The organism is Paeniglutamicibacter selenitireducens, from assembly GCF_051550675.1.
GTDB lineage: Bacteria > Actinomycetota > Actinomycetes > Actinomycetales > Micrococcaceae > Paeniglutamicibacter.
The window spans coordinates 93,209-119,658 of sequence record NZ_JBPULF010000011.1; the positions used below are offsets into that span (position 1 = coordinate 93,209).

Annotated in this window: 19 protein-coding genes, 1 tRNA gene and 2 riboswitches; of the genes, 9 read left to right on the forward strand and 11 right to left on the reverse strand. The window is 65.8% G+C overall.

Annotation, left to right across the window (positions count from 1 at the left end; all coding sequences use genetic code 11):
* Positions 1-15: 15 nt before the first annotated feature.
* Positions 16-417: an NUDIX hydrolase gene (locus tag ACSYDW_RS16770; protein ID WP_438339874.1), complete on the reverse strand. Its 402-nt coding sequence runs from the start codon at positions 415-417 to the stop codon at positions 16-18.
* Positions 418-708: 291 nt separating this feature from the next.
* On the opposite strand from ACSYDW_RS16770, the gene ACSYDW_RS16775 reads away from it, so the two are divergent.
* Positions 709-1,851, forward strand: coding sequence for an ROK family transcriptional regulator (locus tag ACSYDW_RS16775; RefSeq protein ID WP_438339875.1), 1,143 nt, complete (start codon positions 709-711; stop codon positions 1,849-1,851).
* A 599-nt stretch (positions 1,852-2,450) separates the two neighbouring features.
* Here ACSYDW_RS16775 and ACSYDW_RS16780 read toward each other — a convergent pair.
* Both ACSYDW_RS16780 and ACSYDW_RS16785 read right to left on the reverse strand, forming a co-directional pair.
* Positions 2,451-2,524: transfer RNA gene (locus ACSYDW_RS16780), tRNA-Arg, on the reverse strand.
* A 98-nt stretch (positions 2,525-2,622) separates the two neighbouring features.
* A complete protein-coding gene (locus ACSYDW_RS16785; protein WP_438339876.1) occupies positions 2,623-3,255 on the reverse strand; it encodes a hypothetical protein in 633 nt (210 codons plus the stop codon).
* A gap of 72 nt (positions 3,256-3,327) precedes the next feature.
* On the opposite strand from ACSYDW_RS16785, the gene pcrA reads away from it, so the two are divergent.
* The 3 genes from pcrA to sucD all read left to right on the forward strand — a co-directional run bounded on the left by pcrA (position 3,328) and on the right by sucD (position 8,051).
* A complete protein-coding gene (pcrA, locus tag ACSYDW_RS16790) occupies positions 3,328-5,748 on the forward strand; it encodes a DNA helicase PcrA (RefSeq protein WP_438339877.1) in 2,421 nt (806 codons plus the stop codon).
* A 214-nt stretch (positions 5,749-5,962) separates the two neighbouring features.
* Positions 5,963-7,132, forward strand: coding sequence for an ADP-forming succinate--CoA ligase subunit beta (sucC, locus tag ACSYDW_RS16795; RefSeq protein ID WP_438339878.1), 1,170 nt, complete (start codon positions 5,963-5,965; stop codon positions 7,130-7,132).
* Between the two features lie 16 nt (positions 7,133-7,148).
* Entirely contained in the window at positions 7,149-8,051 is a 903-nt protein-coding gene (gene sucD / locus ACSYDW_RS16800; RefSeq protein WP_438339879.1) for a succinate--CoA ligase subunit alpha, read from the forward strand.
* 95 nt (positions 8,052-8,146) lie between these two features.
* On the opposite strand, the gene ACSYDW_RS16805 is transcribed toward sucD, so the two are convergent.
* The gene (locus tag ACSYDW_RS16805; protein WP_438339880.1) at positions 8,147-8,434 is read right to left on the reverse strand and encodes a hypothetical protein; all 288 of its coding nucleotides are present in this window, start codon (positions 8,432-8,434) and stop codon (positions 8,147-8,149) included.
* Positions 8,435-8,455: 21 nt separating this feature from the next.
* Positions 8,456-8,586, reverse strand: a riboswitch (SAM riboswitch).
* Positions 8,587-8,735: 149 nt separating this feature from the next.
* Between ACSYDW_RS16805 and ACSYDW_RS16810 the strand changes: the two genes are divergently transcribed.
* The gene (locus ACSYDW_RS16810) at positions 8,736-9,791 is read left to right on the forward strand and encodes a zinc-dependent alcohol dehydrogenase family protein (protein ID WP_438339881.1); all 1,056 of its coding nucleotides are present in this window, start codon (positions 8,736-8,738) and stop codon (positions 9,789-9,791) included.
* 90 nt (positions 9,792-9,881) lie between these two features.
* Here ACSYDW_RS16810 and ACSYDW_RS16815 read toward each other — a convergent pair whose 3' ends face one another.
* The 4 genes from ACSYDW_RS16815 to ACSYDW_RS16830 all read right to left on the reverse strand — a co-directional run bounded on the left by ACSYDW_RS16815 (position 9,882) and on the right by ACSYDW_RS16830 (position 15,549).
* A complete protein-coding gene (locus ACSYDW_RS16815) occupies positions 9,882-11,360 on the reverse strand; it encodes a nucleobase:cation symporter-2 family protein (RefSeq protein WP_438339882.1) in 1,479 nt (492 codons plus the stop codon).
* A gap of 20 nt (positions 11,361-11,380) precedes the next feature.
* A complete protein-coding gene (locus tag ACSYDW_RS16820) occupies positions 11,381-12,754 on the reverse strand; it encodes an 8-oxoguanine deaminase (RefSeq protein WP_438339883.1) in 1,374 nt (457 codons plus the stop codon).
* Between the two features lie 210 nt (positions 12,755-12,964).
* Positions 12,965-14,518: an APC family permease gene (locus ACSYDW_RS16825; RefSeq protein ID WP_438339884.1), complete on the reverse strand. Its 1,554-nt coding sequence runs from the start codon at positions 14,516-14,518 to the stop codon at positions 12,965-12,967.
* Complete coding sequence (locus ACSYDW_RS16830) at positions 14,515-15,549, reverse strand: agmatine deiminase family protein (protein ID WP_438339885.1); 1,035 nt, start codon at positions 15,547-15,549, stop codon at positions 14,515-14,517. The genes ACSYDW_RS16825 and ACSYDW_RS16830 overlap by 4 nt, the downstream gene beginning before the upstream one ends.
* A gap of 212 nt (positions 15,550-15,761) precedes the next feature.
* Between ACSYDW_RS16830 and ACSYDW_RS16835 the strand changes: the two genes are divergently transcribed.
* Positions 15,762-16,382 carry a TetR/AcrR family transcriptional regulator C-terminal domain-containing protein gene (locus ACSYDW_RS16835; RefSeq protein ID WP_438339886.1) on the forward strand — a complete coding sequence of 207 codons (621 nt, stop codon included), beginning with the start codon at positions 15,762-15,764 and terminating at the stop codon, positions 16,380-16,382.
* On the opposite strand, the gene ACSYDW_RS16840 is transcribed toward ACSYDW_RS16835, so the two are convergent.
* A complete protein-coding gene (locus tag ACSYDW_RS16840) occupies positions 16,379-19,702 on the reverse strand; it encodes an SNF2-related protein (RefSeq protein WP_438339887.1) in 3,324 nt (1,107 codons plus the stop codon). The two genes, ACSYDW_RS16835 and ACSYDW_RS16840, sit on opposite strands and share 4 nt — an antisense overlap.
* A 175-nt stretch (positions 19,703-19,877) precedes the next feature.
* Between ACSYDW_RS16840 and ACSYDW_RS16845 the strand changes: the two genes are divergently transcribed.
* Entirely contained in the window at positions 19,878-21,083 is a 1,206-nt protein-coding gene (locus ACSYDW_RS16845) for an LOG family protein (RefSeq protein ID WP_438339888.1), read from the forward strand.
* On the forward strand, positions 21,080-22,033 hold the full coding sequence (locus ACSYDW_RS16850; protein ID WP_438339889.1) for an ROK family protein: 954 nt from the start codon (positions 21,080-21,082) through the stop codon (positions 22,031-22,033). Before ACSYDW_RS16845 ends, ACSYDW_RS16850 begins: the two co-directional genes overlap by 4 nt.
* Before the next feature lie 130 nt (positions 22,034-22,163).
* On the opposite strand, the gene ACSYDW_RS16855 is transcribed toward ACSYDW_RS16850, so the two are convergent.
* Together ACSYDW_RS16855 and ACSYDW_RS16860 are read right to left on the reverse strand one after the other, a co-directional pair.
* Positions 22,164-23,267, reverse strand: a complete 1,104-nt coding sequence (locus tag ACSYDW_RS16855; protein ID WP_438339890.1) for a VIT1/CCC1 transporter family protein — start codon at positions 23,265-23,267, stop codon at positions 22,164-22,166.
* 521 nt (positions 23,268-23,788) lie between these two features.
* Positions 23,789-23,898: riboswitch (SAM riboswitch) on the reverse strand.
* A gap of 12 nt (positions 23,899-23,910) precedes the next feature.
* A complete protein-coding gene (locus ACSYDW_RS16860; RefSeq protein ID WP_438339891.1) occupies positions 23,911-24,489 on the reverse strand; it encodes a DinB family protein in 579 nt (192 codons plus the stop codon).
* Between the two features lie 431 nt (positions 24,490-24,920).
* Here ACSYDW_RS16860 and ACSYDW_RS16865 point away from each other — a divergent pair, with 431 nt between their 5' ends.
* A complete protein-coding gene (locus ACSYDW_RS16865) occupies positions 24,921-26,447 on the forward strand; it encodes an ABC transporter substrate-binding protein (RefSeq protein WP_438339892.1) in 1,527 nt (508 codons plus the stop codon).
* Positions 26,448-26,450: the final 3 nt, after the last annotated feature.

Genomic DNA, 26,450 nt, shown 5'->3' on the forward strand with positions numbered 1-26,450 from the left:
CCGCGGGCCGGGGCGCTAGGTGCCCAGCAGCGCGGGCAGCACATGCTCGCGCAACAGCGGCGCGATGTCCTCGCGCCGCATCGCCTCCACGGGCTCCAGCCACATCATCTGCTCGATCTCTGCGGCGATGCGCGGGGTCTGCGCCGTCGTGGCTCCGTAGAGGTAGGCATGGATCACGGTGTCGGCCTCGTTGGCCGCCGGTCCGTCCCAGCGTCCGAGGAACCGGAGGTCCTCCGGGCCAAGCACCAGCCCTATTTCCTCCCGCACTTCCCTCAAGACCGCTGCCTCGGGGCTTTCGTCGGGTTCGAGCTTCCCGCCGGGCTGCATGAACATGGTGGTGGCACGCTTGCGGACCAGGAGAATGCGTCCTGAGGGGTCAAGGAGCCGCAAGGCGGCGATGGTGAGAATCTTTGGCACACCTTGAGCTTAACAACGTCCAAAACTGCATGCGAGGATGATAACGTGCTCTTTGGGTTGAATTAGTCTCGACTATTGGAGTAATACGTTGCCAGTGGTATCGCGCCCGGCACAAAGTAGTCGTCGTGCGACGGCCGGATACTGGGACTATCCGGAAATGGGCACGGCCAACGGGGGATCAAAATTGGATCTACAAATGGAGTATTGATGCAGCGGGGCACCAACTTAGGTCGACTCGGGGATTTTAATCAGGCGGTAATTTTTGAGTCGATTCGTCGCGCCGTCGACGGGGTGAGCCGGGTTGAGCTGGCGGGCTCCACGGGACTTTCTCCACAGACCATTTCGAACGTCGTGCGCAGGTTGCTCGACGAGGGGCTGGTCCGCGAGGACCGCACCATCGTTTCCGGTCCGGGCAAGCCCCGGACCGTCCTGGAACTTGAAGCCAACCGCATGGTTGCCATCGGAATCCACCTGGATCCCGGTGTTATTTCCGTGGTCATGCTCAACCTGCGCGGTGAAGTGATGCACTCCCGCCGGCTGGAAATCCCGGCGGTCGAGGTGCCGGAGAAGACCGTGGAAACCATGGCACGGACCGTGGAGGAAATCATCGCGGCCTCCGGCATTCCGCGTGCCAACATCGTGGGCGTCGGCGTCGCCGCCCCCGGGCCGCTGGATCGCGAACGCGGTGTCATGATCGATCCGCCGTTGCTTGACGGTTGGAAGGACGTCGCGGTCGTCGAGCCGCTGCGACGCATGCTTGACCTGGATGTCATCCTCGAAAAGGACACGATTGCCGCATCGATCGCGGAACTGTGGAAGGGGAACGACGCAGCGCGCGACAACTTCATCCTCATGTACGTGGGTGCCGGCATCGGGGCCGGCATGGTGCTCAACGGGGAGATCCACCGCGGCGTCAGCAACAACGCGGGCGAGGTCGGCCACTACTCGACCGGCGTCGTCGCGCAGCCGTGTATTTGCGGACGTAACGACTGCCTGCACTCCAACCTCGCGTTCACCAATGTCGCGCGCAAGGCCCGCGAGGCCGGACTGGAACTGACGGTGCCGGATGACGGTACCCCGGAGGACCGCGCCGAAGGCATGAGCCAAATCGTGAAGATGGCCGACGACGGCAACGAGAATGCCGCTGCCCTCATGCGCGACTGCATGGGCAAGGTCGGGCAGGTCGCTGGCCAGCTCTGCAACGCGCTGGATGTTTCGCAGGTGATCTTCGGCGGACCCCTGTGGTCCGAGGTCGGCGACTACTGCCTGGACGGGGTCCGCGAGGTCATCAACGAACGCTTCAGCTCCAAGAACGTCCACGGCATCGAGGTCCGTTCCTCGACCCTCGGGCCAGAGGCCGGGGCCATCGGCGGGGCCTGTTCCGTCATGGATGCCAGCCTGTCGCCCAAGGCCGCTGCACTGCTGCTGCGCTAACAGGGCCGAAAGGTCGGTGGAAGGGTCGTTCGGTCACGTACCGGGCGGCCCTTTGACGTGATTTAGGTGACCCGGTTGACAAAACATTCTAAATAGAATTAGATGTCCGGTAGGAGTTGGTAGCAACCGAACTGCCCACCGTTGCTTGCGTGAAAGTCTCGACTGTCCGCAAATCTGATGTGTGGGGGAACGGCAGGTCGGCTGCTGGGGAGCCACTCCAACGCCGTCGACCGGTGATGTGGGATGTAATGGGAGTTATCCCATATTTCACCGGTCGGCGGCACTTTTTTGCCCTGGCGCTTCCGGGTCGAACCCCAAGGGACCCCGCGCCGTTGCCCGACCCGGGTCGATCCCCAGCTGCAAGTGATCCTGGCTCCAGTCATTCTTGGGCGCGGAACCGTTGGTGAATCTGCGAAGGAAGCTTTTCAAACAGTCCCTTTCCAAACCGGTCCGGCCATCTTTCGTTCGCGCTTTTGGACGTACATCCACGGCGGGTGTGCCGTCGGAAAGTCTGGTCAGGCACGCAGCAGCCCCCTGCGGCCCACTGGGCGCCCTTAAAAGAGTTATGGCCTGCACGAATGCAGGCCATAACCAACGGGTGCCCCTGGCCGGAATTGAACCGACGGCCTACCCTTTAGGAGAGGGTCGCTCTATCCAACTGAGCTACAGAGGCTTGCTTCGCCGAAACGAACCCTACTTATCGTAGCGGTTTTTCGGCGGGAACATTGGCAGCGGCACCCTTGCGTCGCACCGGGTGCCGCCGGCGGGAGGCTAGAGCAGCCCCTGCTTCGAGGCTTCCCACTTCTCGCGGAACGTGCGGATGAACGAAGCCACGAGTACTCCCACCAGGATCGCCGACGTGGCGAAAAGCAGGATCCAGCGTGTGGTGGTCAGGGCGGATGCCAGCGCGACAGCGCCCGCGTCGAGTGTGCCGCCGAAGAGCGCGTCGATCGCGACGTTCTCCCAGAGGTCAACGACGGCGAACAGCATCGGCACCGCCCAGAGCGCCCACCGCAGCGGGCCGCGCGAGGTATTGAGGTTCACCGCAAGCATCGTGACAAGGGCCAGGAACAGCGGGAAGAGCAGCCCTGCCGTCTTGTGGAGGTAGTTCAGCTGGCCGACGGCCGTTGGGTCCATGGAGGTGCGCAACGCCTCGATGTTTTCGGCGGAATAGCCGCCGATCATCTGGTCCGGCATCATCAGTCCATTGGACAGGTCGATCATCTGGTTCAGCGTCAGCAGGTGGTAGTACCAGAAGAGGAGGATCACCGCTCCAAAGCCCGCAACCAGGACCAGGTTTCCGTTGCCCTGCGCCTGTTCGGGCGTGCGGTCCGTGGACGGGTTGGCGACCGGCGCCGAGGGTGCCGGTCGGTTGTACTGTTTCGACTTGCGTGTCTTGGCCATGAACCAATTATGCCTTCTGCCGTGCACCCTCCGGCCAAGCCGGGGCAGGCTCCACGTAGACTAGGGCACATCATGGATTTCCTTTTCGATGACTTCGTCGCACCCGCTCCAGCCCAGCCACTGCCGGACGCCCTCGAGCTCCTCAGGGGCTTGAATCCGCAGCAGGAACAGGCTGTCAAGCATGCCGGATCGCCACTGCTCATCGTCGCAGGCGCGGGTTCCGGCAAGACCCGTGTGCTCTCCCACCGGATTGCCTACCTGCTGGCCACCGGCCGGGCCAGGCCGCACGAAATCCTCGCCATCACCTTCACGAACAAGGCTGCCGCGGAGATGCGCGAGCGCATTGCGGCACTCGTGGGGGAGGACGTTGCACAGAAGATGTGGATCTCGACCTTCCACTCCTCGTGCGTGCGCATCCTGCGCCGCGAAGCTGCCTCGGTTGGCCTGAAATCGAGCTTCTCGATCTACGACTCCGCGGATTCGCTGCGTCTGATCACCATGGTGGCCAAGGGCCTGGAGCTGGACCCGAAAAGGTTCACGCCGAAGTCCATGGCCCACAAGATCTCGGCGCTGAAGAACGAGCTCGTCGACGACGAACAGTACGCCGCGACAGTCGACTCGAACGACCCGTTCGCGCGGGCCGTCTCACAGGTCTACCGCGGGTACGCCGAACGCCTGCGCGCGGCAAACGCACTGGACTTCGATGACCTGATCGCGCACGTGGTCAACATCTTCCGCGCCTTCCCGGCCGTGGCGGACAACTACCGCCGGCGCTTCCGCCACGTCATGGTCGACGAGTACCAGGACACGAACCACGCCCAGTACGCCCTCGTGCGCGAACTGACCGGGCCCGACGGACCCACCCCGGGCGGGGAGCTGACCGTCGTCGGCGATTCGGACCAGTCGATCTACGCCTTCCGCGGCGCCGACATCCGCAACATCGTGGAATTCTCGAAGGACTACCCGGACGCCGAGACCATCAAGCTGGAGCAGAACTACCGCTCCACACAGACGATTCTCTCGGCGGCCAACGAGGTCATCAAGCGCAACCCGAACCGCCCGGAAAAGCGCTTGTGGACCGCCGAGGGCGACGGCGAGAAGATCGTCGGCTATGTGGGTGAATCCGAATCCGACGAGGCGCGCTGGATCGCCGACGAGATCCTGCGCCTGAACGACGAGGAGGACATCCGCCCCGGGGACGTTGCGATCTTCTACCGCACCAATGCCCAGTCGCGTTCGCTCGAGGAGCAGCTGATGCGCGTGGACCTGAAGTACAAGGTCATTGGCGGCACCCGCTTCTACGACCGCAAGGAAGTCAAGGACGCCCTGGCCTACCTCCGGGTCCTGATGAACCCCGAGGACGACATCAACGTCCGCCGCATCCTCAACGAACCCAAGCGCGGCATCGGCGACAGGGCCGAATACTCGGTTGCTGCCCTTGCCGAGCGCGAACGCATTTCCTTCATGGAGGCCCTCCGCCGCGCTGACGAGGCCCCGGGCCTTGGAACGCGTGGGCTGAACATGGTTGCCGCGTTCGTCAAGATCATCGACGACCTGGCCGTCGTCGCCGACGGTTCGGGTCCGGCCGAGGCCCTCGAGGCGGTGCTCGAACAGACCGGCTACCTGGAAATGCTGCGTTCCTCCAACGACCCGCAGGACGAGTCGCGCGTCGAGAACCTCGCCGAACTGGTGGCAGTGGTGCGTGACTTCATGAAGGAAAACCCCGAGGGAACGCTCACCGACTTCCTCGAACGCGTGGCACTGGTCGCCGACGCAGACCAGATCCCGGAGGCACCAAGCGACGACGAGGGCGCAAACATGGCCCGGCGCGAGGGGTTCGTCACGCTGATGACCTTGCACACGGCCAAGGGGCTCGAGTTCCCGGTGGTGTTCCTCACCGGGATGGAGCACGGCATTTTCCCGCACCAGCGTTCCTTGACCGACGAGAAGGAACTGGCCGAGGAACGCCGCCTGGCCTACGTGGGACTGACCCGTGCCCGCGAACGCCTCTACCTCACCCGCGCGGAGTACCGCAGCATGTGGGGCCAGTCGCAGTACAACCCCGCGAGCCAGTTCCTCGAGGAGATTCCTGTCGACCTGCTGGATTGGAAGCGCGAGGGCACCAAACGCTCGAACTTCGATTCCTTCGGCGGCTCCGCGAGCTTCGCCACCAGCCGCTACGAATCCGGCTCCTACTGGGGTGCCGGACGCGGAAACACCGGCGGCGGATCGACGCGCCTGAGCGGTGCCAGCGAGGAGCACACCCTGCGCACCGCTCCCACCGCACGGGCAGCCGCACGCAGCGGCCGCGTCCAGCCCAACAAGGAAATCATCGCGCTGAACATCGGCGACAAGGTCTCGCACGGCACCTTCGGCCAGGGCGTCGTGTTGGCGCTGGAAGGCGCCGGTGACAAGACTGTCGCGAAGGTCAAGTTCGCGGATGCGGAGAAGCGCCTGCTGCTTCGCTACGCGCCTTTGACTAGGCTTGACTAGCGTTTTCACGGAAGTTTCCGCGTGCAGGATGCCATGGCCGGTGCCCCGGGCGGGGCTCTACGATTCGTAGAACTGTGCCATTGCGTGGGAAAGCGTTAGTCTGAAGGTGCACCAGGCCTGTTTCAGGTCCGGTGCTCCCCTCTGAGGCGCGACATGGTTATGCCTTGCCGCGTCTTCGAGTCAGCATAGACTTCGACAAGAAGGACACAAGCCCGTGGACCTGTATGAATACCAGGCGCGCGATATGTTCGAGTCTCACGGTGTACCCGTGCTGGCCGGCATCGTTGCCTACACTCCTGAAGAAGCCAAGGCCGCAGCCGAGAAAATCGGCGGCGTCGTGGTTGTTAAAGCCCAGGTAAAGGTCGGAGGCCGCGGCAAGGCCGGTGGCGTCAAGGTCGCAAAGACCGCCGACGAGGCATTCGAGCACGCTACCAACATTCTCGGTATGGACATCAAGGGCCACACCGTGAACAAGGTCATGATCGCCCAGGGTGCGGACATTGCCGAGGAGTTCTACTTCTCCGTACTGCTGGACCGCGCCAACCGCAACTACCTGGCCATGTGCTCGGTCGAAGGCGGCATGGAAATCGAGGAGCTCGCCGTTGAGCGCCCCGAGGCACTGGCACGCATCGCCGTTGACCCGGCCGTGGGCATCGACCAGGCCAAGGCCAACGAGATCGTTGCAGCAGCAGGCTTCGCTCCGGAACTGACCGAAAAGGTCGCTTCCACTATCATCAAGCTGTGGGACGTCTTCAAGAAGGAAGACGCAACCCTGGTTGAGGTCAACCCGCTGGTCCGCACCGGCGCCGGCGACATCGTGGCACTGGACGGCAAGGTCTCCATCGACGAGAACGCCGACTTCCGCCACCCGCACCACGCAGACCTTGAGGACAAGGACGCCGCGGACCCGCTCGAGGCCAAGGCCAAGGCGCAGGACCTCAACTACGTCAAGCTGGACGGCGAAGTGGGCATCATCGGCAACGGTGCTGGCCTGGTCATGTCCACCCTGGACGTCGTTGCCTACGCAGGCGAGAACCACGGCAACGTGAAGCCCGCCAACTTCCTGGACATCGGCGGTGGAGCCTCTGCAGAGGTCATGGCCGCAGGTCTGGACGTCATCCTGAATGACGAGCAGGTCAAGTCCGTGTTCGTGAACGTCTTCGGTGGCATCACCGCATGTGACGCCGTTGCCAAGGGCATCGTCGGCGCACTGGCCGAGCTCGGTTCCGCAGCCAACAAGCCGCTCGTTGTGCGTCTTGACGGCAACAACGTGGAGGAAGGCCGCCGCATCCTGGCCGAAGCCAACCACCCGCTGGTCACCCTGGCAGCAACCATGGACGAGGGCGCCGACAAGGCCGCCGAACTCGCCAACGCAGCGAAGTAAGTAGGGATACGCGAACATGAGCATTTACCTTAACAAGGACTCCAAGGTCATCGTTCAGGGCATCACCGGTGGCGAGGGTACCAAGCACACCGCCCTGATGCTGAAGGCCGGAACCAACGTCGTCGGCGGCGTCAACGCCCGCAAGGCCGGCACCACCGTCGTCCACGGCGACAAGGACATCAAGGTCTACGGCGCAGTTGCCGAAGCCATGGCCGAAACCGGCGCCGACGTGTCGATCGTCTTCGTTCCGCCGGCCTTCACCAAGGATGCCGTCGTAGAGGCCATCGAGGCAGGCATCGGCCTGGTCGTGGTCATCACCGAGGGCGTGCCGGTGCAGGACTCGGCCGAGTTCTGGGCACTTGCCCAGTCCAAGGTCGACGCCGACGGCAACCAGATCACCCGCATCATCGGCCCGAACTGCCCCGGCATCATCACCCCCGGTGAAGCACTGGTCGGCATCACCCCGGCCAACATCACCGGCAAGGGCCCGATCGGCTTGGTCTCCAAGTCCGGTACCCTGACCTACCAGATGATGTACGAACTGCGCGACCTGGGCTTCTCCACCGCCATCGGCATCGGCGGCGACCCGGTCATCGGCACCACCCACATCGACGCCCTGGCTGCGTTCGAGGCGGATCCGGAGACCAAGGCCATCGTCATGATCGGCGAAATCGGCGGCGACGCCGAAGAGCGTGCAGCCGACTTCATCAAGGCCAACGTCACCAAGCCGGTTGTCGGCTACGTGGCAGGCTTCACCGCCCCCGAAGGCAAGACCATGGGCCACGCTGGCGCCATCGTCTCCGGTTCGGCCGGTACCGCACAGGCAAAGAAGGAAGCACTCGAGGCTGCCGGCGTGAAGGTCGGCAAGACCCCGTCGGAAACCGCGAAGCTGCTGCGCGAAGTTTTCGCCGCCCTCTAAGCTGAGCATTCCGCATTCGGCGGTTGGCCGCCCGTGAAAACGGGTGGCCAACCGCCGTTTCGTTTATGCGGCGGAAACAGGTTCGCTCCGGTGGCTCAGCCGCGCAGGCGGAAGAACGAGGTGCCGGCGGCCTCGTAGCCCCCGGGCAGCAGCAGCACCCGCAGCTCCGGGTTGAACTGCACCTCGGCAGGCCCGCGCCCGTCCAGCGCCGCCGCGAGCTTGTCCGGGGAGAGCGCCTCCAGCAGCCATTCGTTGGGGCCGGCACCCAGCTGCAGGAGCCCGGTGCCTGGGTCGAAATCAAGCCAGGCGGAGATCCAGTCCCCGGCAAAGCGCGGCAGGGGATTGGCGGTGGCCGCGGGGGCTGTGTACGTGTGGTGGGACATGGGTGTCACGTTCCTTGAAGCTGGTTGTCCTTGCCCTGCCGCGGGTATGCGTGCGAAGGCCGCTTCGTCATCCGAACCACCCGCCGTACAACAATGGGGTTGGTGCCTGGTCAGTCGGAGCTTTGCCATGAAAGCAACCAGAACTCGTGAAGCTGTATCCACCATACGTCGGGCAACCGACACCTCGCCAGCGCCGGTCGGTTGAGCGCAATAAAGCGTCATCGCGCGGCCGTGCGGACTTTGCGCCGGGAGGCATAGGCTGGGAGGCGGATATCCGTCACCAGCTTCCGGAAGGCACACCATGCGCGCAACACTGATCCACGGACCGCGGGACATCCGCGTCGAAGACTGCCCGGACCCGGTCCTGCTTGCCGGCACCGACGCGCTGGTCAGGGTGACAGCGGCCTGCGTGTGCGGGTCGGACCTGTGGCCGTACCGCGGCGTCAACCAGATCCCGAAGCCGCGGCGCATCGGCCACGAATTCATTGGCGTCGTCACGGCCGTCGGGGACGAGGTCTCCACCCTGAAGGCCGGGGACTTCGTGGTTGCCCCGTGGGCCAACAGCTGCGGGGAATGCCCGCCATGCCGCAACGGAGTCCACGTGGCCTGCGAGCACCGGGCCGTCAGGGGCGGGAAGGACGAGCACGGGCTGCCTGTCGATGGCGGCCAAGGTGAGGCGGTGCGCGTTCCGAATGCCGATGGAACCCTGGTTCCGGTGCCCGGCGTCTCGGAGCCGGACGAGGCCTTGTCCAAATCGCTGCTCGCGCTCTCCGACGTCATGGGCACCGGACACCACGCCGCGCTCGGTGCCAAGGTGGCGCCGGAGCGCAGCGTTGTGGTGGTCGGCGACGGCGCCGTGGGTTTGAGCGGCGTGCTCGCCGCCAAACGTCTGGGGGCCACCCGGATCATCGCCATGTCCAGGCATGCCGACAGGACCGAGCTGGCCCTCACTTTCGGGGCGACCGACGTGGTCGCCGAGCGCGGCACGGAAGCCGCCGACAAGGTGCGCGAGCTGCTCGGGGGAGTGCTGGCCGACTCTGTGCTCGAATGCGTCGGCACCGCCGAGTCCCTGGGACAGGCGCTGGCCTGCACCAGGCCCGGCGGCGCCATCGGCTTCGTCGGGGTGCCGCACGGGGAAGATCCGTTGCCCCTCTACGAGCTTTTCTCGAAGAACATTTCGCTGGCGGGTGGCGCGGCCAGCACCCGCGCCTACCTGCCCGAGCTGCTGGAGGCCGTGCTCGCAGGGGACATCAATCCCGGCCTGGTCTTCGACACGGTGATGGGCCTGGAACAGGCGCCGGAGGCCTACGCGGCCATGGACGAGCGCCGCTCTATCAAGGTCATGCTGGTGCCGTAGGACGTTGGGGTGACCGCAGCACCGCTCAGGCCGCTGATTCCTTGGAAATCAGGGAATCAGCGGCCTGACGGCATGCAGTGAAAATCGAGGCTAATCGGTGCAGGGTATTTCCCTGGCCTTGGCGTCGTAGAGCTTTCCGTCGGAGACATAGTCGCCATCGTGAAGGTCGTTGAGCAGCACCGAGGAGATTCTCCGGTTGCTGGCTTCGGCCATGACGGATGTCGGCCTGTTGCCCCGGATCTTGAGGTGGTTGAACAACAAGTTCAGCAAGATCGCCATGATGGCCGAGGAACTGATTCCCGAGTGGAAGATCGTGACGAACCAGCCGGGGAATTGGTTGTAGATGCTTGGTGCGACGATCGGGAACATCCCGAAGCCCAAGGCCGTCGCCACGACGACCAGGTTCATGTTCCCTTCGTACTTCACCGTGGACAGGGTTCGGATGCCCGAGGCCGCGACGGTTCCGAACAGCACGATTCCGGCCCCGCCAAGGACCGGCGTGGGTATGGCGGCCACGAAGCGGCCGAGGATCGGCAGGAGTCCCAGAATAACGAGTATGCCGCCGCCCGCAGTGACAACAAACCTGCTCTTGACGCCCGTAATGGCGACAAGCCCGACGTTCTGGGCGAAGGCGCTCTGTGTGAAGGAATTGAAGATCGGCGAGATCGCGCTCGAGATCATGTCGGCCCGCAAGCCATCACCGATGCGACGGGAATCAGTCTTGGTTCCGACGATTTCCCCGACCGCGATGATGTCCGCCGAGGTCTCGGTCAAGGTCACCAGGATGACAATGACCATTGAAAGGATCGCGGCGAACTGGAACTCCGGCGGGCCAAAGGCGAAGGGCATCGGGAAGGCGAAGGCCGGACCTTCCAAGACCTTGCTGAAATCGGCCATGCCCGTCACCGCTGCAACGACGGTTCCCGCGATCATCGCGAGAAGGATCGAGAGCCTCGAAATCGCGGCGACGCCGATCTTGCTGAAAACCAGCACGAAGAGCAGCGTGGCGGCCGCCAAACCGAGGTTCTGCACGGAACCGAAATCTTCGGCCTTCGAGTTTCCTCCCATAGCCCATCCCGCTGCAACAGGCATCAGCGTGAGGCCAATGGTGGTGATGACGGTTCCGGCAACCACCGGCGGGAAGAACCTGATGATGCGGGAAAATATCGGCGTTATCAGCAACCCGATGAGCGAAGCCGCAATGACGGAGCCGAAGACGGTGGCAATGCTGCCGCCTCCTTCGAGAATAGAGATCATCGTTGCCACCCCGGCGAAGGAAACACCTTGGACCAAGGGAAGCTGCGAGCCAAAGAGGGGGATGCCAACGGTTTGCAGAATTGTGGCAAGGCCGCCGACGAAGAGGCATGACGCGATCAGCACCCCGATTTGGGCTTCGGAGAGACCCGCGGCCGTACCGATGATCAATGGCGGGGCAATGATTCCGCCATACATGGTGAGCACGTGTTGGAAGCCGTATCCAAGGTTCTGCGCGAAAGGAAGTCGTTCGTCCTCGGGCCGGGGTGCGGTGCCCACGCGCGCTGCTGAAGCTGATTTTCGAAAAGTAGACATGAGAATTACTCCAGGAGTCGCTAGCTGAACTGGTGGATGGGTGCCGAGAGATCCACCAGCGCCCGTGCATGTTTGCGGTGCCGGTGGATGAGTTCCGGCAGATCCAACCCGGGAATGGCCCCGTCGACGACACGCCACTTTCCGCCCACCATGACGCGGTCTGCCCTGTCGGCGCCGCATAGCAGCAAGGAGGCCAACGGATCATGGCTGCCCGAGAAACGCAGTTCGTCCGTCTTGAAGAAGGCGAGATCGGCTTGCTTGCCCACGGCGATGGTGCCGATGTCGGTCCGTCCAAGCACCCTGGCCGAACCTTCCGTGGCCCAACCGAGTGCCCGCTCCACGGGAACATCTGCACCGTAGCGAAGGCGTTGCAGATACAGGGCCTGGCGGGCCTCGAGGATCATGTTGGAACCATCGTTCGAGGCAGATCCGTCGACGCCCAGTCCCACCGGGACCCCTGCTGCTTCTAGCTCCAACACGCGTGCGATGCCCGAGGAGAGCCTCATGTTCGAGGTTGCGCAGTGGGCCACCGCCGTCCCGGCAGCCCCCAGCTGGCGGATTTCCGCGTCGTTGAAATGGATGCCGTGGCCGAGCCACGTTTGCGGCCCGAGCCAGCCAACGCTTTCCAGGTAGTCGAGGGGTCGCAGGCCAAACCTGGACAGGCAGAATTCCTCCTCGTCCAGGGTCTCCGCCAAATGGGTGTGCAGGCGGACGTCGAATTGCCCGGCAAGTTTTGCGCTTTCGCGCATGGCCTGCGTGGTGACGGAGAACGGGGAGCACGGAGCCAGCGCGATCTGTATCGAGGCTCCGGCCCCGCGCTCATGGTAGGTCTCGATCAATCGCTGGCTGTCGGCCAGGACGACGTCCAACTCCTGGACCGTCGACTGTGGCGGAAGCCCGCCGTCGTCTTCGCCCAGGGTCATCGACCCCCGTGTGAGGGTTGCCCGCATGCCGAAGTCCCTGACCGCGGCAACCTCGATGTCGATCGATTCATCCATTCCCTCCGGAAAGAGGTAGTGGTGGTCGGCTGCCGTGGTGCACCCGGAGAGGAGAAGCTCCGCCAGGGCGACGCGCACGGCTGCATCGAGGGCATCCGGGGTCAGGCGCGCCCAAACCTTGTAGAGATTCTGCAGCCAGGGGAAGAGCGGGGCGTTTGCTGCGGGCCCCCACGCGCGGGTCAGCGTCTGGTAAAAATGGTGGTGCGTGTTGACAAGTCCCGGCGTGATGACGTGATTGCCGGCGTCGAAGACATCGGTGTAGGGGGTCGTGGGGTTGGCCCCGGCTGGAACCAACTCGACGATCACGTTGTCCCGGACGACGATGCCGTTGGCAGCATCGGTGGCACTGAGGATTCCTTGCGGGTTTTTGATCCAGAGGGCAGTCAGGTGCGGCATGGCCGACATTCCTTTCGTTGAGAAAAGATAAATGTCAGCTCAGTTATGCCTGTCTGCTGATCCAGGACGCCATGGCGTGCTTAGGAGAATAGCAATGTGATGCACGTCTCGGCAAGACATCTCTGGAATTTTATTTCTATATCGTGAAAAAGGGGTGTGCAATTTGCCGGAGCAAGCTGCACACCCCTTTCGTAAAGGCGCGGTAGTGCGCTATGCGCGCCCGCGTTCCGAACCGGGGGTGCGCTTCGGCAGGCTACGCCCGGAGAAGAACTCCGGCCGGCGCGCGGCGGCGCCCACCAGGAACAGCGCGCCCAGCGCGATGATTCCCACGCCAATGACAAAGACCAGCCCGATGCCAAAGACCTCCGACCCCGACCCGTAGGACGGGTCCCAGGAATCCACTGCGGTCTGCAGGAAGACCGCCACCAGCGCGATTCCGCCCAGCAACGGGGCCAGCAGGCGCAACAGGAAGTTGCGCAGCGAGTCCAGCGCCGTGCGCCTGAAGTACCAGACGCAGGCCAGGGCGGTGATGCCGTAGTAGAAGCAGATCATCATGCCCAGGGCCAGGATGGTGTCGTTCAGGACGTTGCTGCTCAGCACGCGCATCAGCGCGTAGAAGCCGGCCGAGACCCCGCCGGCGACGATCGTCGCGAAGGCCGGGGACTTGAACTTGTTGATGGCGGTGAACCGCTTGGGCAGTGCGCCGTGGTGCGCGATCGCCAACAGCGATCGGGCCGGGGAGATCATCGTCGACTGCAGTGACGCCGCGCAGGAGGAGAGCACCGCCAGCGAAAGCAAGATCGCGAACGGGCCCATGACCGGGGTGGCGATGGCGGTGAAGACATTCGCGGAGTTCTCCGGGTTGCGCAGGCCCAGCCCGGTGTCGCCGACGCCGGCGAACATCACGGTGGCGATCGAGCCGAGCAGGTAGATCGCGAGCACGCCGATGGCCGTGAGGGCCGCGGCCATGCCGGAGGTCTTCTCGCCGTTCTTGGTTTCCTCGGTCATGGTCAGGCATACGTCCCAGCCCCAGAAGGCGAAGATGGACAGGCTCAGGCCCACCGCGAACGCGGAGAAGGAATCGATGTGCATCGGGTCGAACCACGAGGGGTCGAAGGCGAGGTGCCCCGGCTGGTCGGCGGCCTTGGTGAAGGCGCTGACGGCGAACCAGGCGAGAACCACCAGCTGGAACCCCACCAGGATGTACTGGACAAGGCGCGTGGTGGTCAGCCCGCGGCAGGCGATGAACACGGCCGCGCCCACGAAGGCCAGGCACGTGAGGATGTTGACCGTGTTGTTCGAGGCCAGGTCCGCCAGCGCCGGGTTGCCCGTGGCCTGGGCCAGGAAGAGGTAGAAGAAGTCCACCGCCACCCCGGCGAGGTTGGAGAGGACGATGATGTTGGCCGCCAGCAGCCCCCAACCGCCCAACCAGCCCAGCGCCGGACCGAAGGCCTGGCTCACCCAGGTGAAGGTGGTTCCGGAGTCCGGGGTGTCGGCGTTCAGTTCCCGGTACGCCAGGGCGACAAGGAACATCGGGATGAACCCGATGATGAAGATGGCCGGAAGCTGGGTGCCGATGGCCTCCACCGTGGGGCCCAGCGAGGAGGTTAGCACGTAGGCCGGCGCAATGGTGGAGATGCCGATCATCACCGCGGCGAAGAGCCCCAGTTGTCCGGAGGCAAGTCCCTTGCCGCGCACGAGTCCCGTCGCGGCCGAGGGCGCGGGGGTGGCCGCAGCCTGGCGCTTCAGCGTTGTTTGGCTCACGACTCGTCGTCCTGTGCAACAGGTTCCTGCTGGGTGATGCAGTGGATGCCGCCGCCGCGGGCGAAGAGCTCGCGGGCATCGACGCCTACGACCTTGCGCCCCGGGTAGGCATCGGACAGGATGGCCAGCGCCTTCTCGTCGTTGGGGTCGTTGAAGGTGCAGGCGACGACGCCGTCGTTGATGACCAGGTGGTTGATGTAGCTGTAGTCGACGAAGCCTTCCTCGTCGCGCAGCGCGGCCGGGGCGGGGACCTCGATGACGTTGAACGGACGGCCTGCAGCGTCGGTGGCTTCATGGAAGGACGCGATGATGTCGCGGCTGATCGCGTGGTCGGGGTGCTCCGGGTTGTGCTGGGTGTGGACCAGCACGTTGCCGGGGGAGGGGATCGTTGCGACGATGTCCACGTGGCCGCGGGTCCCGAATTCCTCGGAGTCCCGGCTCAGCCCGCGGGGCAGCCAGTGGACCTTGGTGGCGCCGAGGGTGCGTGCGAACTCGGCCTCGACCTCTTCCTTGGTGATGCCGGGATTGCGCCCTGCATCCAGCTGGACGGTTTCGGTGGCCAGCACCGTTCCCTCGCCGTCGACGTGGATGCCGCCGCCCTCGTTGACCAGGGTGGAGGGGATGCGCTGGACGCTGGCCCATTCGGCGACCTGGGCGCCGATCTTCGAGTCCTTGTCCCAGGCGGCCCAGTCCTGGGCGCCCCAGCCGTTGAAGACCCAGTCGATCGCTGCGCGTTCGCCGACCTCGTTGGTGACGAAGGTGGGGCCGATGTCGCGCATCCAGGCGTCATTGAGTTCCGCGGTGCGGATTTCGATGCGACCGTCGAGGTACTTCGCGGCGATTTCCGTGTCCGCGGGATCCACGACCATCACCACCGGGGCGAACTCTGCCACCGCGTGGGCGACATTGGCCCAGGTGGAGCGTGCCGCGTGGGCCTCTGCCTCGGTTTCGCCGAGGGTGTAGCCCTCGTGGGGGAATGCCATCCAGACGCGTTTCTGCGGGGAGGTCTCTGCGGGCATGGTCCAGCTCATGGTGTTGCTCCTGCGGTGATCTTGCTGCCTGAACGGGAGTGCCTGGCCGTGCCGTTTCCCGTCCGGATGGGCCGGCGCGGGAGACTCCTGTCACAGTAAATGAATATCGTTCGTTTTAGTATGGTGCCTCGCGTCACGTTGCGCAAGGGCTAAAACGAATTTGATTCGTTAGACTTGGGGGAAAGGACCGGCGACCCAGGGAGTCTTCTTCGATGGCACGACCCAGCATCCCCAAGTTATCGGCGCACGCCATTGCCGCAACGGCGCTGGAGCACGTGGATGCCCGCGGGGAATTCACGATTCCAGGACTGGCCAAGGCCCTGGGCGTGAGTCCGTCGTCCCTCTACAACCATGTGTCCTCCAAGGACGACATCGTCGAGATGATGCGCGGCCAGGCCATGGGGGAAATCGAGCTTCCCGATCCGGACACGGACTGGGTGCAGACCCTGCGCGAGATCGCGAAGGGATACATGCGGTCCTACTCAAAGCACCCGAAGCTGATCCCTCTGCTCACCGCCCACACGGTCCGCGACGAGCTGACGCTGAGGGTCTACGACCAGCTCGCGGAGGCCTTTGCCCGTGGCGGATTCAGCGCCGGCGAATCGCTGGCTGCCATCACAGTGCTTGATTCGTTTGTGCTGGGGTCGGCGCTGGACGCGGCTGCGCCATCCCAGGTATGGGATTCGAACGAGGCGTCCTCGGAGGCCTGGCGCACCGCTCTCGAGGCCGGCCTGGCCGTGGGCGACCGGGCGCAAAAGACGTTCGAGTACGGCCTGGAGATCCTGCTGGCTGGATTCGCCCTCCAGGCCGCCCCGAATATGCAGGTCGGTTAGCGCAACAGCTCGCGGATGTCGTCGGCGTTGAGCACCTTGCCGAAACCGGCTCCCTCGTCCATGACCGAGGAAATCAGCTGGCGCTTGGAGTCCTGCAGTGCCACGACCTTCTCCTCGATGGTGTTCTTGGCGACCATCCGGTAGACCATCACGTTGCGCGTCTGCCCGATGCGGTGGGCGCGGTCGACGGCCTGGGACTCCGCTGCGGGGTTCCACCACGGGTCCAGCAGGAAGCAGTAATCGGCCTCGGTCAGGTTCAGCCCGAAGCCGCCGGCCTTCAGCGAGATCAGGAACACCGGGGCGGCACCGGACTTGAACGAGTCGATGACCTCGGTGCGCTTGCGCGTGGAACCGTCCAGGTAGGCATACGGGGTTCCCGCCGCCTCCAGCCGTTCGGCGGCCTTCTTCAGGAAGGACGTGAACTGGGAGAAGATCAGCGCGCGGTGGCCCTCGGCGACGACGTCCTCGAGCTGCTCGAAGAGCATGTCGAGCTTCGCGCTGGGGATGTCGGTGTACTCCTCGTCCACCAGAGAGGCATCCAGAGAAAGCATGCGCAGCAGCGTCAGCGACTGGAAAATGGTGAAGCGGTTCTTGTCCATGTCATCGACCAGGCGCAGCACCTTCTGGCGTTCGCGCTGCAGGTGCGTGTCGTAGACCTTGCGGTGCGCCGGGGAAAGTTCCACGTGAAGCACCTGTTCCTGCTTCGGCGGCAGGTCGGTGACAACGGCGTCCTTGGTGCGGCGCAGCATGAACGGGCGGATGCGCCGGCGCAGCCGCGAGAGCGGCTCGTCGAGCCCCTGGCGTTCGATCGGACGCTGGTAGTTCTCGGCGAAACGCACGGCCGAGGGGAACAAGCCGGGGGAGACGATGGCGAAGATGGACCAGAGTTCCATCAGGTTGTTTTCCATCGGGGTACCGGTGATGGCCAGCTTAAAGCGGGCAGGCAGGTCCCGGGCCACATGGTGGGCCTTTGTCGCCTTGTTCTTCACGAACTGGGCCTCGTCTAGGATCAGCCCCGCCCACGAGATGTCGGCATAGGAATCGGCGTCGAGGCGCAGCAGCGTGTAGGAGGTCACGACGATGTCGTGGTCCTTGGCGAGCTGGGCCAGCGACGCGGTGGCACGGGTCTCGGTGTCGGTGATCGCCGCGACCTTCAGGCTCGGCGCGAAGCGTGCCGCCTCGTCCTTCCAGTTGGAAACCACGGAGGTCGGCGCGACCACCAGGAACGGTGCGCGGGTGTTCGCCTCGGTGCCCGGGTGTTCCTGGGGGTTCGCCCAGACCTCGTGGGCGTGCAGGATCAGGGCGAGGGTCTGCAGCGTCTTGCCCAGACCCATGTCATCGGCCAGCACGCCGCCGAGCCCGTTGCGCCACAGTGTGCTCAGCCAGCCGAATCCCTCCACCTGGTAGGGGCGCAGGGTGGCATTGAGCGTGGCCGGCAGTTGCGCCGGGGCCGCGTCCTTGAGGTTGATCAGGGCGCCGAGAGAGGTCGCCCACGCGTCGGGACCCTCGAGGTGGGTGGCCAGGGCGTCGAGCTCTTCCCAGAGCGAGAGCTGGTACTGGGTGATGGAAAGGTCGGCGTCCTTGTCCTTCATGTCGCGCAGCGCCCCGGCCTCGGCGACGAGGGCGCGCAGCTTCTCGAAGAGCGGGTTGTCCAGCGAGAAGTAGCTCCGGTCCGGCATCAGCAGCTTCGTCTGGCCGTTGGAGAGGGCGCGCAGCACGTCGGCGAAGGGGATCTGGCGGTCCCCGATGGAGATCAGCAGGCCGAGGTCGAACCAGTCGCGTCGGTCCGACTCGACGGTGGTGATGGTCAGCTCGGGGGCTTCGGTGAGTTCGTGGAAGGCGGGGCGGACGCCCTTTTCCTCGATCACCAGCCCGTCGAGGTTCTCCAGCTCCGGGAGTGTACGGCGGACGAAATCGATGACGTCGAGGCCCTGCAGGTGCTTGGGTCCCAGGACCGCCGATTCCAGTGCGGGGAAGTCGTTGAGGATGTCCAGTGCCGCGGCCTCCAGGGCGCTTTCGACAACGGTGTCGCGGTCCGCCGCCTCGACGACCAGGCCGTTGTAGTCGAAGGCCCAGTCCAGTTCCACGTTGTCGCGCGAGCCGTAGCGGATCTTGCTGACGAGCTTCGGGGGCAGCACCGCGGGCAGCTCCACGCTGGCATCGGGGCTGGTGACGCGCAGCTTGCGGGCCAGGCGCGGGTAGACCCGGGAGAAGAACTCCTCGGATTCCCCGGCCGGCACCGTGACGGGTTCCGGGTGGTGCAGCATGGTGAGTTCGCTGGCCGAAAGACCGCCGGGGATCCGGCCCAGGAAGATCTGGCTGTGGTCCTCACTAGCGGCATACACGCCGTGGTTGCCGATGGCCCCGGCGGCGGAGTCGGCATCGAGGTCGATGCGCACGTCGCCGATCAGCAGGCTGGGGGCCAGCTCGATGCCCACCGCGGTGGAGGTGGCGCCCAGGGAAGCGTGGGCCGGCTCCAGCAGCGTGATCCGGGTGTTGGTTTTGGTGCCGATCAGTGCGACGCCGAGCTTCTTCGCCTCGGCCAGCAGCGGCCAGAGCAGCGCGGAGGAGAACTCGTCGAGGTAGAGCCAGTCGTTGTCCTCGCCGAAGTAGAGCTGTCCGTTGGCGCGGTAGAGCGGCACGAACTGGCAGAACCACCGGTGCTGTTCGGCATCCAGGTTCAGCCCGTAGGTCTTGAAGCTGATGGTGTTCCAGCGCAAGTTCCCGCGGACCCAGCGCTCCGCGCCGGTGCGGACCATGGGGCGCACGCCCAGGCGCCACCTGCGGCTTGCGACCTTCTGCTGCCCGACGCCGGAGCCCGGGGCCCACTGCTGGTGGGCGCTGAGCGTGGTGTCCTGCAGCTCGAACTGCAACCCCATGTGGGCCAGGGGGTTCTTGGCGCTGGCCGAGGAGGTGCTCTTGGGCGCGGGAGCGGGCGCGAGCAGTTCCTGCAGCGACTGCTGCCAGGCGGGAACGCTGACGGTGGCGCTGCGGAACACCACGTCCTTGGCCCGCAGGTGCAGGGTGTTCGAGTAGATCAGCAGCGCCGCGACGTGCTTGCACTTGGGCGCGTCCCCGCACGGGCACACGCCGTCGTCGATGACCCAGGCGTCCTTCTTGGAGACCAGGGAGATCTGCGCCGAAAACGTGGGGTTGTCCTCCTCGCTGACGTTGCCGGCGAGCACCGCGGAGTCGGGGTCCCAGGTGACGTCGCCCAACGAGGTATCTGTGGCAAGCACCTTGCCACGGGTGAAGGCGGCACCACCGACGACTCGCAGGATTTCACGCGCATCGACCATGGGGAAAGCAGATTCGGTCATCCTCCTATCGTTTCACGTTCGGGGGCCTGAGGACTAACCGGGGGCAGTGTGGTGTGCATTAACCGCAGGGCGCACGATCCGCGGCGCCGAGGAGCACCGGGCGCGTCGGGGCACATGGGAGCGATTTCGGCCTAGAATCGCCATCCGGGACAAAGAAAGAAACGAGGCCAGACTCATGAACAGCACCCCAGCCTTGACCCCGCTGCCGCGAGTGATCGAAATTGCCTCGTTGCGCGACTTTGACCGGCATGCCACGGCGGCCCTCGCCATCGAGGGCGGGCGCCTGGCGGCGTCGATGCACGGGTGGCACGTCCAATCCGTCGACCTGCGCTCACGCAGCACCGTGCTGGAGAAACTGCGCCCCTCCGGTTCCGTCTTCATGGGGTGCGACATCGAGGGGAAGATCGAGCGCCGGCTGCGCGGGGGCGGGGCACTGGTCTTCCCGGAAATCCCCGGGCTGCCGTTCGACCCGTACCGCGGCGAACTCTACGGCTGGGACGAGCTTTATGCGGGTATCGCCACCGGGTCCTACGAGTCGGTGCCCGACGCCCGGATCTACGCCTGGAGTTCCCACCGGCTGGGTGCCGGCGCGCACGACGCCCTGAACGCCGCACTGGCCAGCACCCTGCACGACCACGCCATCGGGAACAGGCTCGATTCCCAGGTCCGGGACGGGGACCTCTCCTACGCCCCGCTGGTCGGCGTGATGGGCGGGCATGCGCAGCAGCGCGGCGGGGACGAGTTCAGGACAGCGGCCCGGCTGGGGCACGCGCTCGCCGAGGCCGGGTTCATCGTGGCCACCGGCGGCGGGCCCGGGGCCATGGAGGCGGCCAACCTGGGTGCCTATCTCTCCACGCTGCCGCTGTCCACGCTGGACGAGGCGTTGGCGATGCTGGCTGTCGAACCGAGCTTCGGCACCTCGATCACGGGTTGGGCGCGGGCGGCGGAGAAGGTCCGCCGGCGCTGGCCCTCGGGAACGGCGAACCTGGGGATCCCCACCTGGTTCTACGGCCACGAGCCGCCGAACATGTTCGCCACCCACATCGCCAAGTACTTCGCCAATGCCACGCGCGAGGCGGTGCTGCTGGAGAAGTGCTCCGGCGGGGTCGTCTTCCTTCCCGGGGCCGCCGGGACGGTGCAGGAAATCTTCCAGGACGCCTGCGAGAACTACTACGGGGCCACCGAGAGCATCAGCCCGATGGTGCTGGTGGGCGTCGAACACTGGACACGGACGCTGCCGGCCTTCCCGCTGCTGATGGAACTGGCGCGCGGGCGGCACATGGGAGGGCTGATCCACCTTGTCGACGACCCCGCGGAGGCGGCAAGCATCCTGGTGGGCCTCAACGACGGCGGCATTTCCGGGGTGCGCGGACTGGCATGAGCGCCTACGCGATAGGCATAGACATCGGCGGCACCAAGATCGCCGCGGGGCTGGTGGACGCGCACGGCACGGTCCTGGTCAGGGGCCGGCGCGCCACTCCGGGGTTCGACCCGGCAGCGGTGCTCGCCGCGGTGTGCGAGCTGGTCGGGGAGCTGGGCCCGGGCGGCGCGGGTGCCGTGGTGGGCGTGGGTGCTGCCGGGTGGATGGACCCCACCGGCAGCACCGTGGCGTTCTCCCCGCACCTGTCCTGGCGCGACGAACCCCTGCGCCGGAACCTCGAGGCGGCGCTGGGCCGGGACGTGCTGCTGAGCAACGACGCGGACGCGGCGGGGTGGGCCGAGTACCGCTTTGGCGCGGCGCGCGGCGAGGACAACGCGGTGTGCCTGACCCTGGGCACCGGGATCGGCGGTTCGCTGGTGCTGGACGGGAAGCTGCGGCGCGGCCGCTTTGGCATGGCGGGGGAGTTCGGGCACCAAGTCCTGGTGCCGGGTGGCCACCGTTGCGCCTGCGGCAACCGCGGCTGCTGGGAGCAGTATGCCTCCGGCAACGCCCTGGCGCGGGAGGGCCGCAGCCTGCTGGCCGTGCACGGGGCGGTGGCCGACGCATTGCGAGAGGCAGCGGGAAACGACCCGCGCGCCGTCACCGGCGAGCTGGTGAATTCCCTGGCCGTTGCCGGGGATGCGGCGTGCATCGAGCTGGTGGTCGAGGCCGGGCAGTGGCTGGGCCTGGGGCTTGCCAACATGGCGGCGGTGCTGGACCCGGGCACCATGGTGATCGGCGGGGGACTGGGTTCCGCCTCCCCGCTGCTGCTGGAGACCGCCGAGGCTACCTACCGCGCCTCGCTCAGCGGCCGCGGGCACCGGCCCTTCGCCGCGGTCCGCCGCGCCGCATTGGGTGCGGACGCGGGGCTCGTGGGCGCCGCCGATCTGGCCCGGATCGCGCTGGGCTGACGGAGGGCGGCCCGAGGCCCTTGCCGCCGGAGAGCCGGAAGAGGCCGGTGACGGAAAAGGCCGGCGGCCCCGTGGGAAACGGGGCCGCCGGCCAGCTCACGGTGTTGGCGAACCGTTGTTCGCCGCGGCGTCAGGCCACTGTGCCGCCGAAGACCAGGCCCAGCGCGTAGGTGACACCCGCGGCGCCCAGTCCGATGGCCAGCTGGCGCAGGCCGCGCTTGGTCGGCGAGGCGCCGGAGAGCAGCCCGACGACGCCGCCGGTGGCGAGCAGCGCAATGCCGACCAGTACGGCGGAGAGCAGGATCGCGGGGGTGCCGGCCATGCCGAAGATGAAGGGCAGGATCGGGATGACGGCGCCGGAGGCGAAGAAGCAGAAGGAGGCCGACGCGGCACCCACGGCCGAGCCGATTTCCTCGTGCTCGACTTCCTGTTCCTCGACCTCGCGCTCGGGCCAGAGGGAGAGCGTGGGGTTGCAGTCGCAGGAGTACAGGCCCATGCGCTCGGCAGCGCGGTGTGCCGCATCCTCGTCGCTCATGCCGCGGGCCTTGTAGACAAGCACCAGCTCGTTGGCATCAAGGTCCAGGTCAGGTGCCGCGGACAGGGTGATCTGCGTGGGCTTGGAGGCGGAAAGCAGCTCGCGCTGCGAGCGCACGGAGACGAACTCGCCGGCGGCCATCGACAGGGCACCGGCGAGCAGGCCCGCGATGCCTGAGAAGAGCACCATGGAGCTGGCGACGCCTGTGGCGCCGATGCCCATGACCAGCGCCAGGTTGGAGACCAGTCCGTCGTTGGCGCCGAACACCGCGGCGCGGAAGTTGCCGGAGAGCCGGTTGCGCCCGCGGGTGGCCAGGCCGCGCACGACCTCCTCGTGGACCAGCTCGTCGGCGGCCATTTGCCGGGTGGCGTCGGTGTCTGCGGCGTAGGGGGAGTCGCCCTCGGCGCGCTGGGCCAGGGCCAGCACGAAGACGGAGCCGAAGTGCCTGGCCAGGAAGCGCAACACGGTGCGGCGCAGCGAGGGGCGGGCTGTCTTGGTTGCGTGTTCGCCCAGCAGGGTGCGCCAGTGTTCCTCATGGCGGGTTTCGGCCTCGGCCAGGCCCAGCAGGATGGCGCGTTCCTCGCCGGTGCGGTTGTTCGCCAGTTCGCGGTAGACCGCGCCCTCGGCGATTTCGTCGGCGAGGTACTTGCGCCAGCGTTTGATTTGGGCGGGAGTGGGGGTTGGCGCTTGTGGCGTCATCTCTTGTCCTCTGCTTGGGTCCACGGCCGCGGGGCCGTGCGATGGGGAGGAACAAGCAATGTTTTTGGGTGCGTTGAACCTCGGTCCACCGTGGGTGGGCCGAAGGTCTCGTTCGCCGCGGGCGGTCCTGGGTGGACTGCCGGAGGTGGTTTGCCGGGCTACATCCGTGTAGCCAGTATGTCGACGCACCGCTGTCATCGTTGCCGATGAGCTCGGAACTACTCCCCTTCAGCCCCCAACCTTAGCCGTCGGTCGGACCGAAGAAAATTTGACGAGGCTAAAAGCCCTGGTGTCCCCGGCCGCATGTCCGTTGCGCGGCGTGGTCACCCACAATGTCGAGCTGGGGGCATGCCAGAGGGGCCGGGACACGGCGTTGGCCAGTGCGCGATCCAGCGCCGGGGCGTCGGTGACGTGGAAGCTGTGCCAGTGCCCGTCCACACGGACCTCTACGACGGCGCGGTGGAGGTCAAACAAGGGCAGAATGGGGATACGGGGTTCCATGGCGGGCGCGGCCGGCCTTTCGGTAGCTCTTGCCGCCGCCTTGTGGCGTCGGCCGCTTCTTCATCCGAGCCACCCATGAACCTGGGGTTGGCGTGCAGCAAGTCGGAGCTTGGCGCTGCATCTCGTGAAGCTGGTCACCACACTACCGCGACTCGGCCGCCGACTGTATCTTTTGGTTAAGAATGCGCCATGCCTCCGCGTCATAGTCGGGCAGGTTGGGCGAGATCCGCCGGTCCCCGGTGCTTCCGTCAATGAGCTCCCGCACGATGTCGAGGTGCCCGGCGTGGCGGGCCGTCTCGATGTTCATGTGGATGAGAAGCCGCCCCAGGGTGGTGTTCCGCTTTTCCGGCGACCACCACGGGACCGTCGCAGGGGCATCGAGTGGCAACCGGGCGATGTTCCGGTTGGCGGTCTCAACGGCACTGCGGTAGAAATCGAGGATCTCGGCGACGGAGACGTCCGCCGGTACCCACATGTCGTAGTCCGGGTCATCGCTTTGGGCCAACGCGAGGAACCGCGGGTGTTCGACGGTGAGCCCGAGGCACTCCACGAAGTACCCGAGTTCCACACTGGCCAGGTGCTGGACCAGGCCCAGGATGTTGGTGCCGCTGGGCACCAAGGGACGGGCCAGGTCGTAGTCACCAAGACCCTCGGCCTTCCACAGCACCGCCTCCCGGGAAGCGTCGAGGTATGTGAGCAGGTGGTTTTTCAGGTCATCCATGGGCTACAGCCTAGGGCCGATGCGGGCCGCCTGCGGCACAATTCCCGCATCAATTCCGGCACCGCCAACCCGGCGCCCGCGCTCGCCGGGTCAATCCCCGTTCGGGATCGGGGCGGCTGGCTCGCCTTTCCTGCAGGTGTCGGAACGCGATCTGCCCCGTGTTCCAGGGGTTTCGCGGACCCGCCCGCCGGTTCGCGCGTTCCCGATGCGGAACGTCTTGCGCCCCTCGACGGGGCCCGGAGGTGCATTCCCCAAACTTTTTTGGATTTCGTCAAAATTGGCTGTGACCTGATGCGATGCAGTGAAGTGACGGTGCTGGCAGGACTTTTGCCAAAAAGGGTCTATTGACACTTTCTTTGATGGCATCCAAGATATTTGGATATCATCCAATTTTGTTTCGGGGCGACGATGCCCCGGGGACAGGAGTCCTCATGGCTCGCTCCATCACCAAGGCGTTATCGGCCCTCGGCGCCGCGCTCCTGGTTGCCGGCCTTGCCGCATGCAGCCCCGCGACCGGCCAGTCGAACCCGCTGGAATCCGCAGGCACGCTCCATGTGGCCCGCTCCGAGTCGTTCGACGGGTGGGACCCGGACAAGGCTGCGGCCTACTCCAGCTACCAAACCCTCCAGGCCGTGCTCGAACCGCTGCTGCGCGTGACCCCCGACGGGAGCGGCGTGGAAGCGGGCCTGGCCAAGAGCTGGACCTACGACGCGAAGAAGCTGACCTGGACCTTCACACTGCAGGACGGGACGCAATTCAGCGACGGAACCGCCCTCGGTTCGGCCGACGTTGCGTTCTCCGTCGAGGCCTGGAAGGAAGGCCCGAACTACGGATCGCTCTACGGAAACATCAGGGGCGTCGCCACGCCGGATGACCGCACCGTCGTGTTCTCCCTCAAGACACCGGACACCACGCTCCCGGTCCTGATGACATGGTCCTCCTCGGCGATCTTCCCCGCCGACTTCGGGGGCCGCACCAGGGACGAGTACTTCGCCAAGCCCGTGGCCGCGGGCGCGTTCGTCCTCACCGACTGGTCTCCGGGCGGGAGGATCGTCCTGGAAAAGAACCCCCACTACTACGCCGAAGGCCGCCCGTACCTGGAGAAGGTGCTCATCGAGGTTGTTCCCGATGCCACCGAACGCGGCGCGCAGTTCCAGGCGGGCCAGATCGACATCTCGGAGTACGTCGGGGCCCTGGACGCCAAGCAATACGGGGACTCGCTGGTCGCGCTTCCGGCCAGCCAGGTCGAACACCTGAGCTTCAACACCACCAAGGGTCCGCTGGGCAACGCCGCGTTGCGCCAGGGCATCGCTCACGCCATCGACTACGAGGCGATCACCGCGGGGGCCTTCCGCGGCTACGGTTCCGCGCCGCACGGCATCCTCCCTCCGAACCTCCCGAACTGGGCGGCGCCGACCGGTGCCCCGCCGGCCAAGGACCTTGCGCGGGCCAAGGAGATGCTCGCCCAGGCACCGGCCATTCCGGAGAAGGGGCTTGAAATTGTCTACGACGCGGCGAACTCCACCGACCACCTGATCGCGCAGGTGCTCAAGGACAACCTCACCGAGGTCGGGGTGAACCTCACCCTCACGGCGCTGGAGACCGGGGCCTTCCTGAGCCGTGCGTACGGGTTGGATGCGGACATGGTCCTCTGGTCCTACGGGCCAGTTTCCCCGGACATGATCGACCCACTGGGATGGATCGGCGGAACGTCGTGGCTGTTCACGGGCTTCGAAACCGACACGGTCCGCAGCCAGTTCGCCGCCTATGCCGCCACCGAATCGGATGCGGCGAAGAAGCGGATCATCGCCGAGGTGCAGGACCAGGCCCTCAAGAACGCCCAGGCCGTTCCGCTGGCCGAGTTCCAGGTGCTGCACGCCATCGGCAAGCAGGTGTCCGGGTTCTCCTCGGCGCCCTGGGGCATGTACTACTGGGACACCATCAAGGTCGGTGGGTAGCCG

Bases quoted from the DNA above. Each gene is read 5' to 3' on its own strand.
- ACSYDW_RS16785 (WP_438339876.1), bottom strand. From the start codon at position 3,255: ATGGCCAAGACACGCAAGTCGAAACAGTACAACCGACCGGCACCCTCG.
- pcrA (WP_438339877.1), top strand. From the start codon at position 3,328: ATGGATTTCCTTTTCGATGACTTCGTCGCACCCGCTCCAGCCCAGCCA.
- sucD (WP_438339879.1), top strand. From the start codon at position 7,149: ATGAGCATTTACCTTAACAAGGACTCCAAGGTCATCGTTCAGGGCATC.
- ACSYDW_RS16805 (WP_438339880.1), bottom strand. From the start codon at position 8,434: ATGTCCCACCACACGTACACAGCCCCCGCGGCCACCGCCAATCCCCTG.
- ACSYDW_RS16810 (WP_438339881.1), top strand. From the start codon at position 8,736: ATGCGCGCAACACTGATCCACGGACCGCGGGACATCCGCGTCGAAGAC.
- ACSYDW_RS16815 (WP_438339882.1), bottom strand. From the start codon at position 11,360: ATGTCTACTTTTCGAAAATCAGCTTCAGCAGCGCGCGTGGGCACCGCA.
- ACSYDW_RS16820 (WP_438339883.1), bottom strand. From the start codon at position 12,754: ATGCCGCACCTGACTGCCCTCTGGATCAAAAACCCGCAAGGAATCCTC.
- ACSYDW_RS16830 (WP_438339885.1), bottom strand. From the start codon at position 15,549: ATGAGCTGGACCATGCCCGCAGAGACCTCCCCGCAGAAACGCGTCTGG.
- ACSYDW_RS16835 (WP_438339886.1), top strand. From the start codon at position 15,762: ATGGCACGACCCAGCATCCCCAAGTTATCGGCGCACGCCATTGCCGCA.
- ACSYDW_RS16840 (WP_438339887.1), bottom strand. From the start codon at position 19,702: ATGACCGAATCTGCTTTCCCCATGGTCGATGCGCGTGAAATCCTGCGA.
- ACSYDW_RS16845 (WP_438339888.1), top strand. From the start codon at position 19,878: ATGAACAGCACCCCAGCCTTGACCCCGCTGCCGCGAGTGATCGAAATT.
- ACSYDW_RS16850 (WP_438339889.1), top strand. From the start codon at position 21,080: ATGAGCGCCTACGCGATAGGCATAGACATCGGCGGCACCAAGATCGCC.
- ACSYDW_RS16855 (WP_438339890.1), bottom strand. From the start codon at position 23,267: ATGACGCCACAAGCGCCAACCCCCACTCCCGCCCAAATCAAACGCTGG.
- ACSYDW_RS16860 (WP_438339891.1), bottom strand. From the start codon at position 24,489: ATGGATGACCTGAAAAACCACCTGCTCACATACCTCGACGCTTCCCGG.
- ACSYDW_RS16865 (WP_438339892.1), top strand. From the start codon at position 24,921: ATGGCTCGCTCCATCACCAAGGCGTTATCGGCCCTCGGCGCCGCGCTC.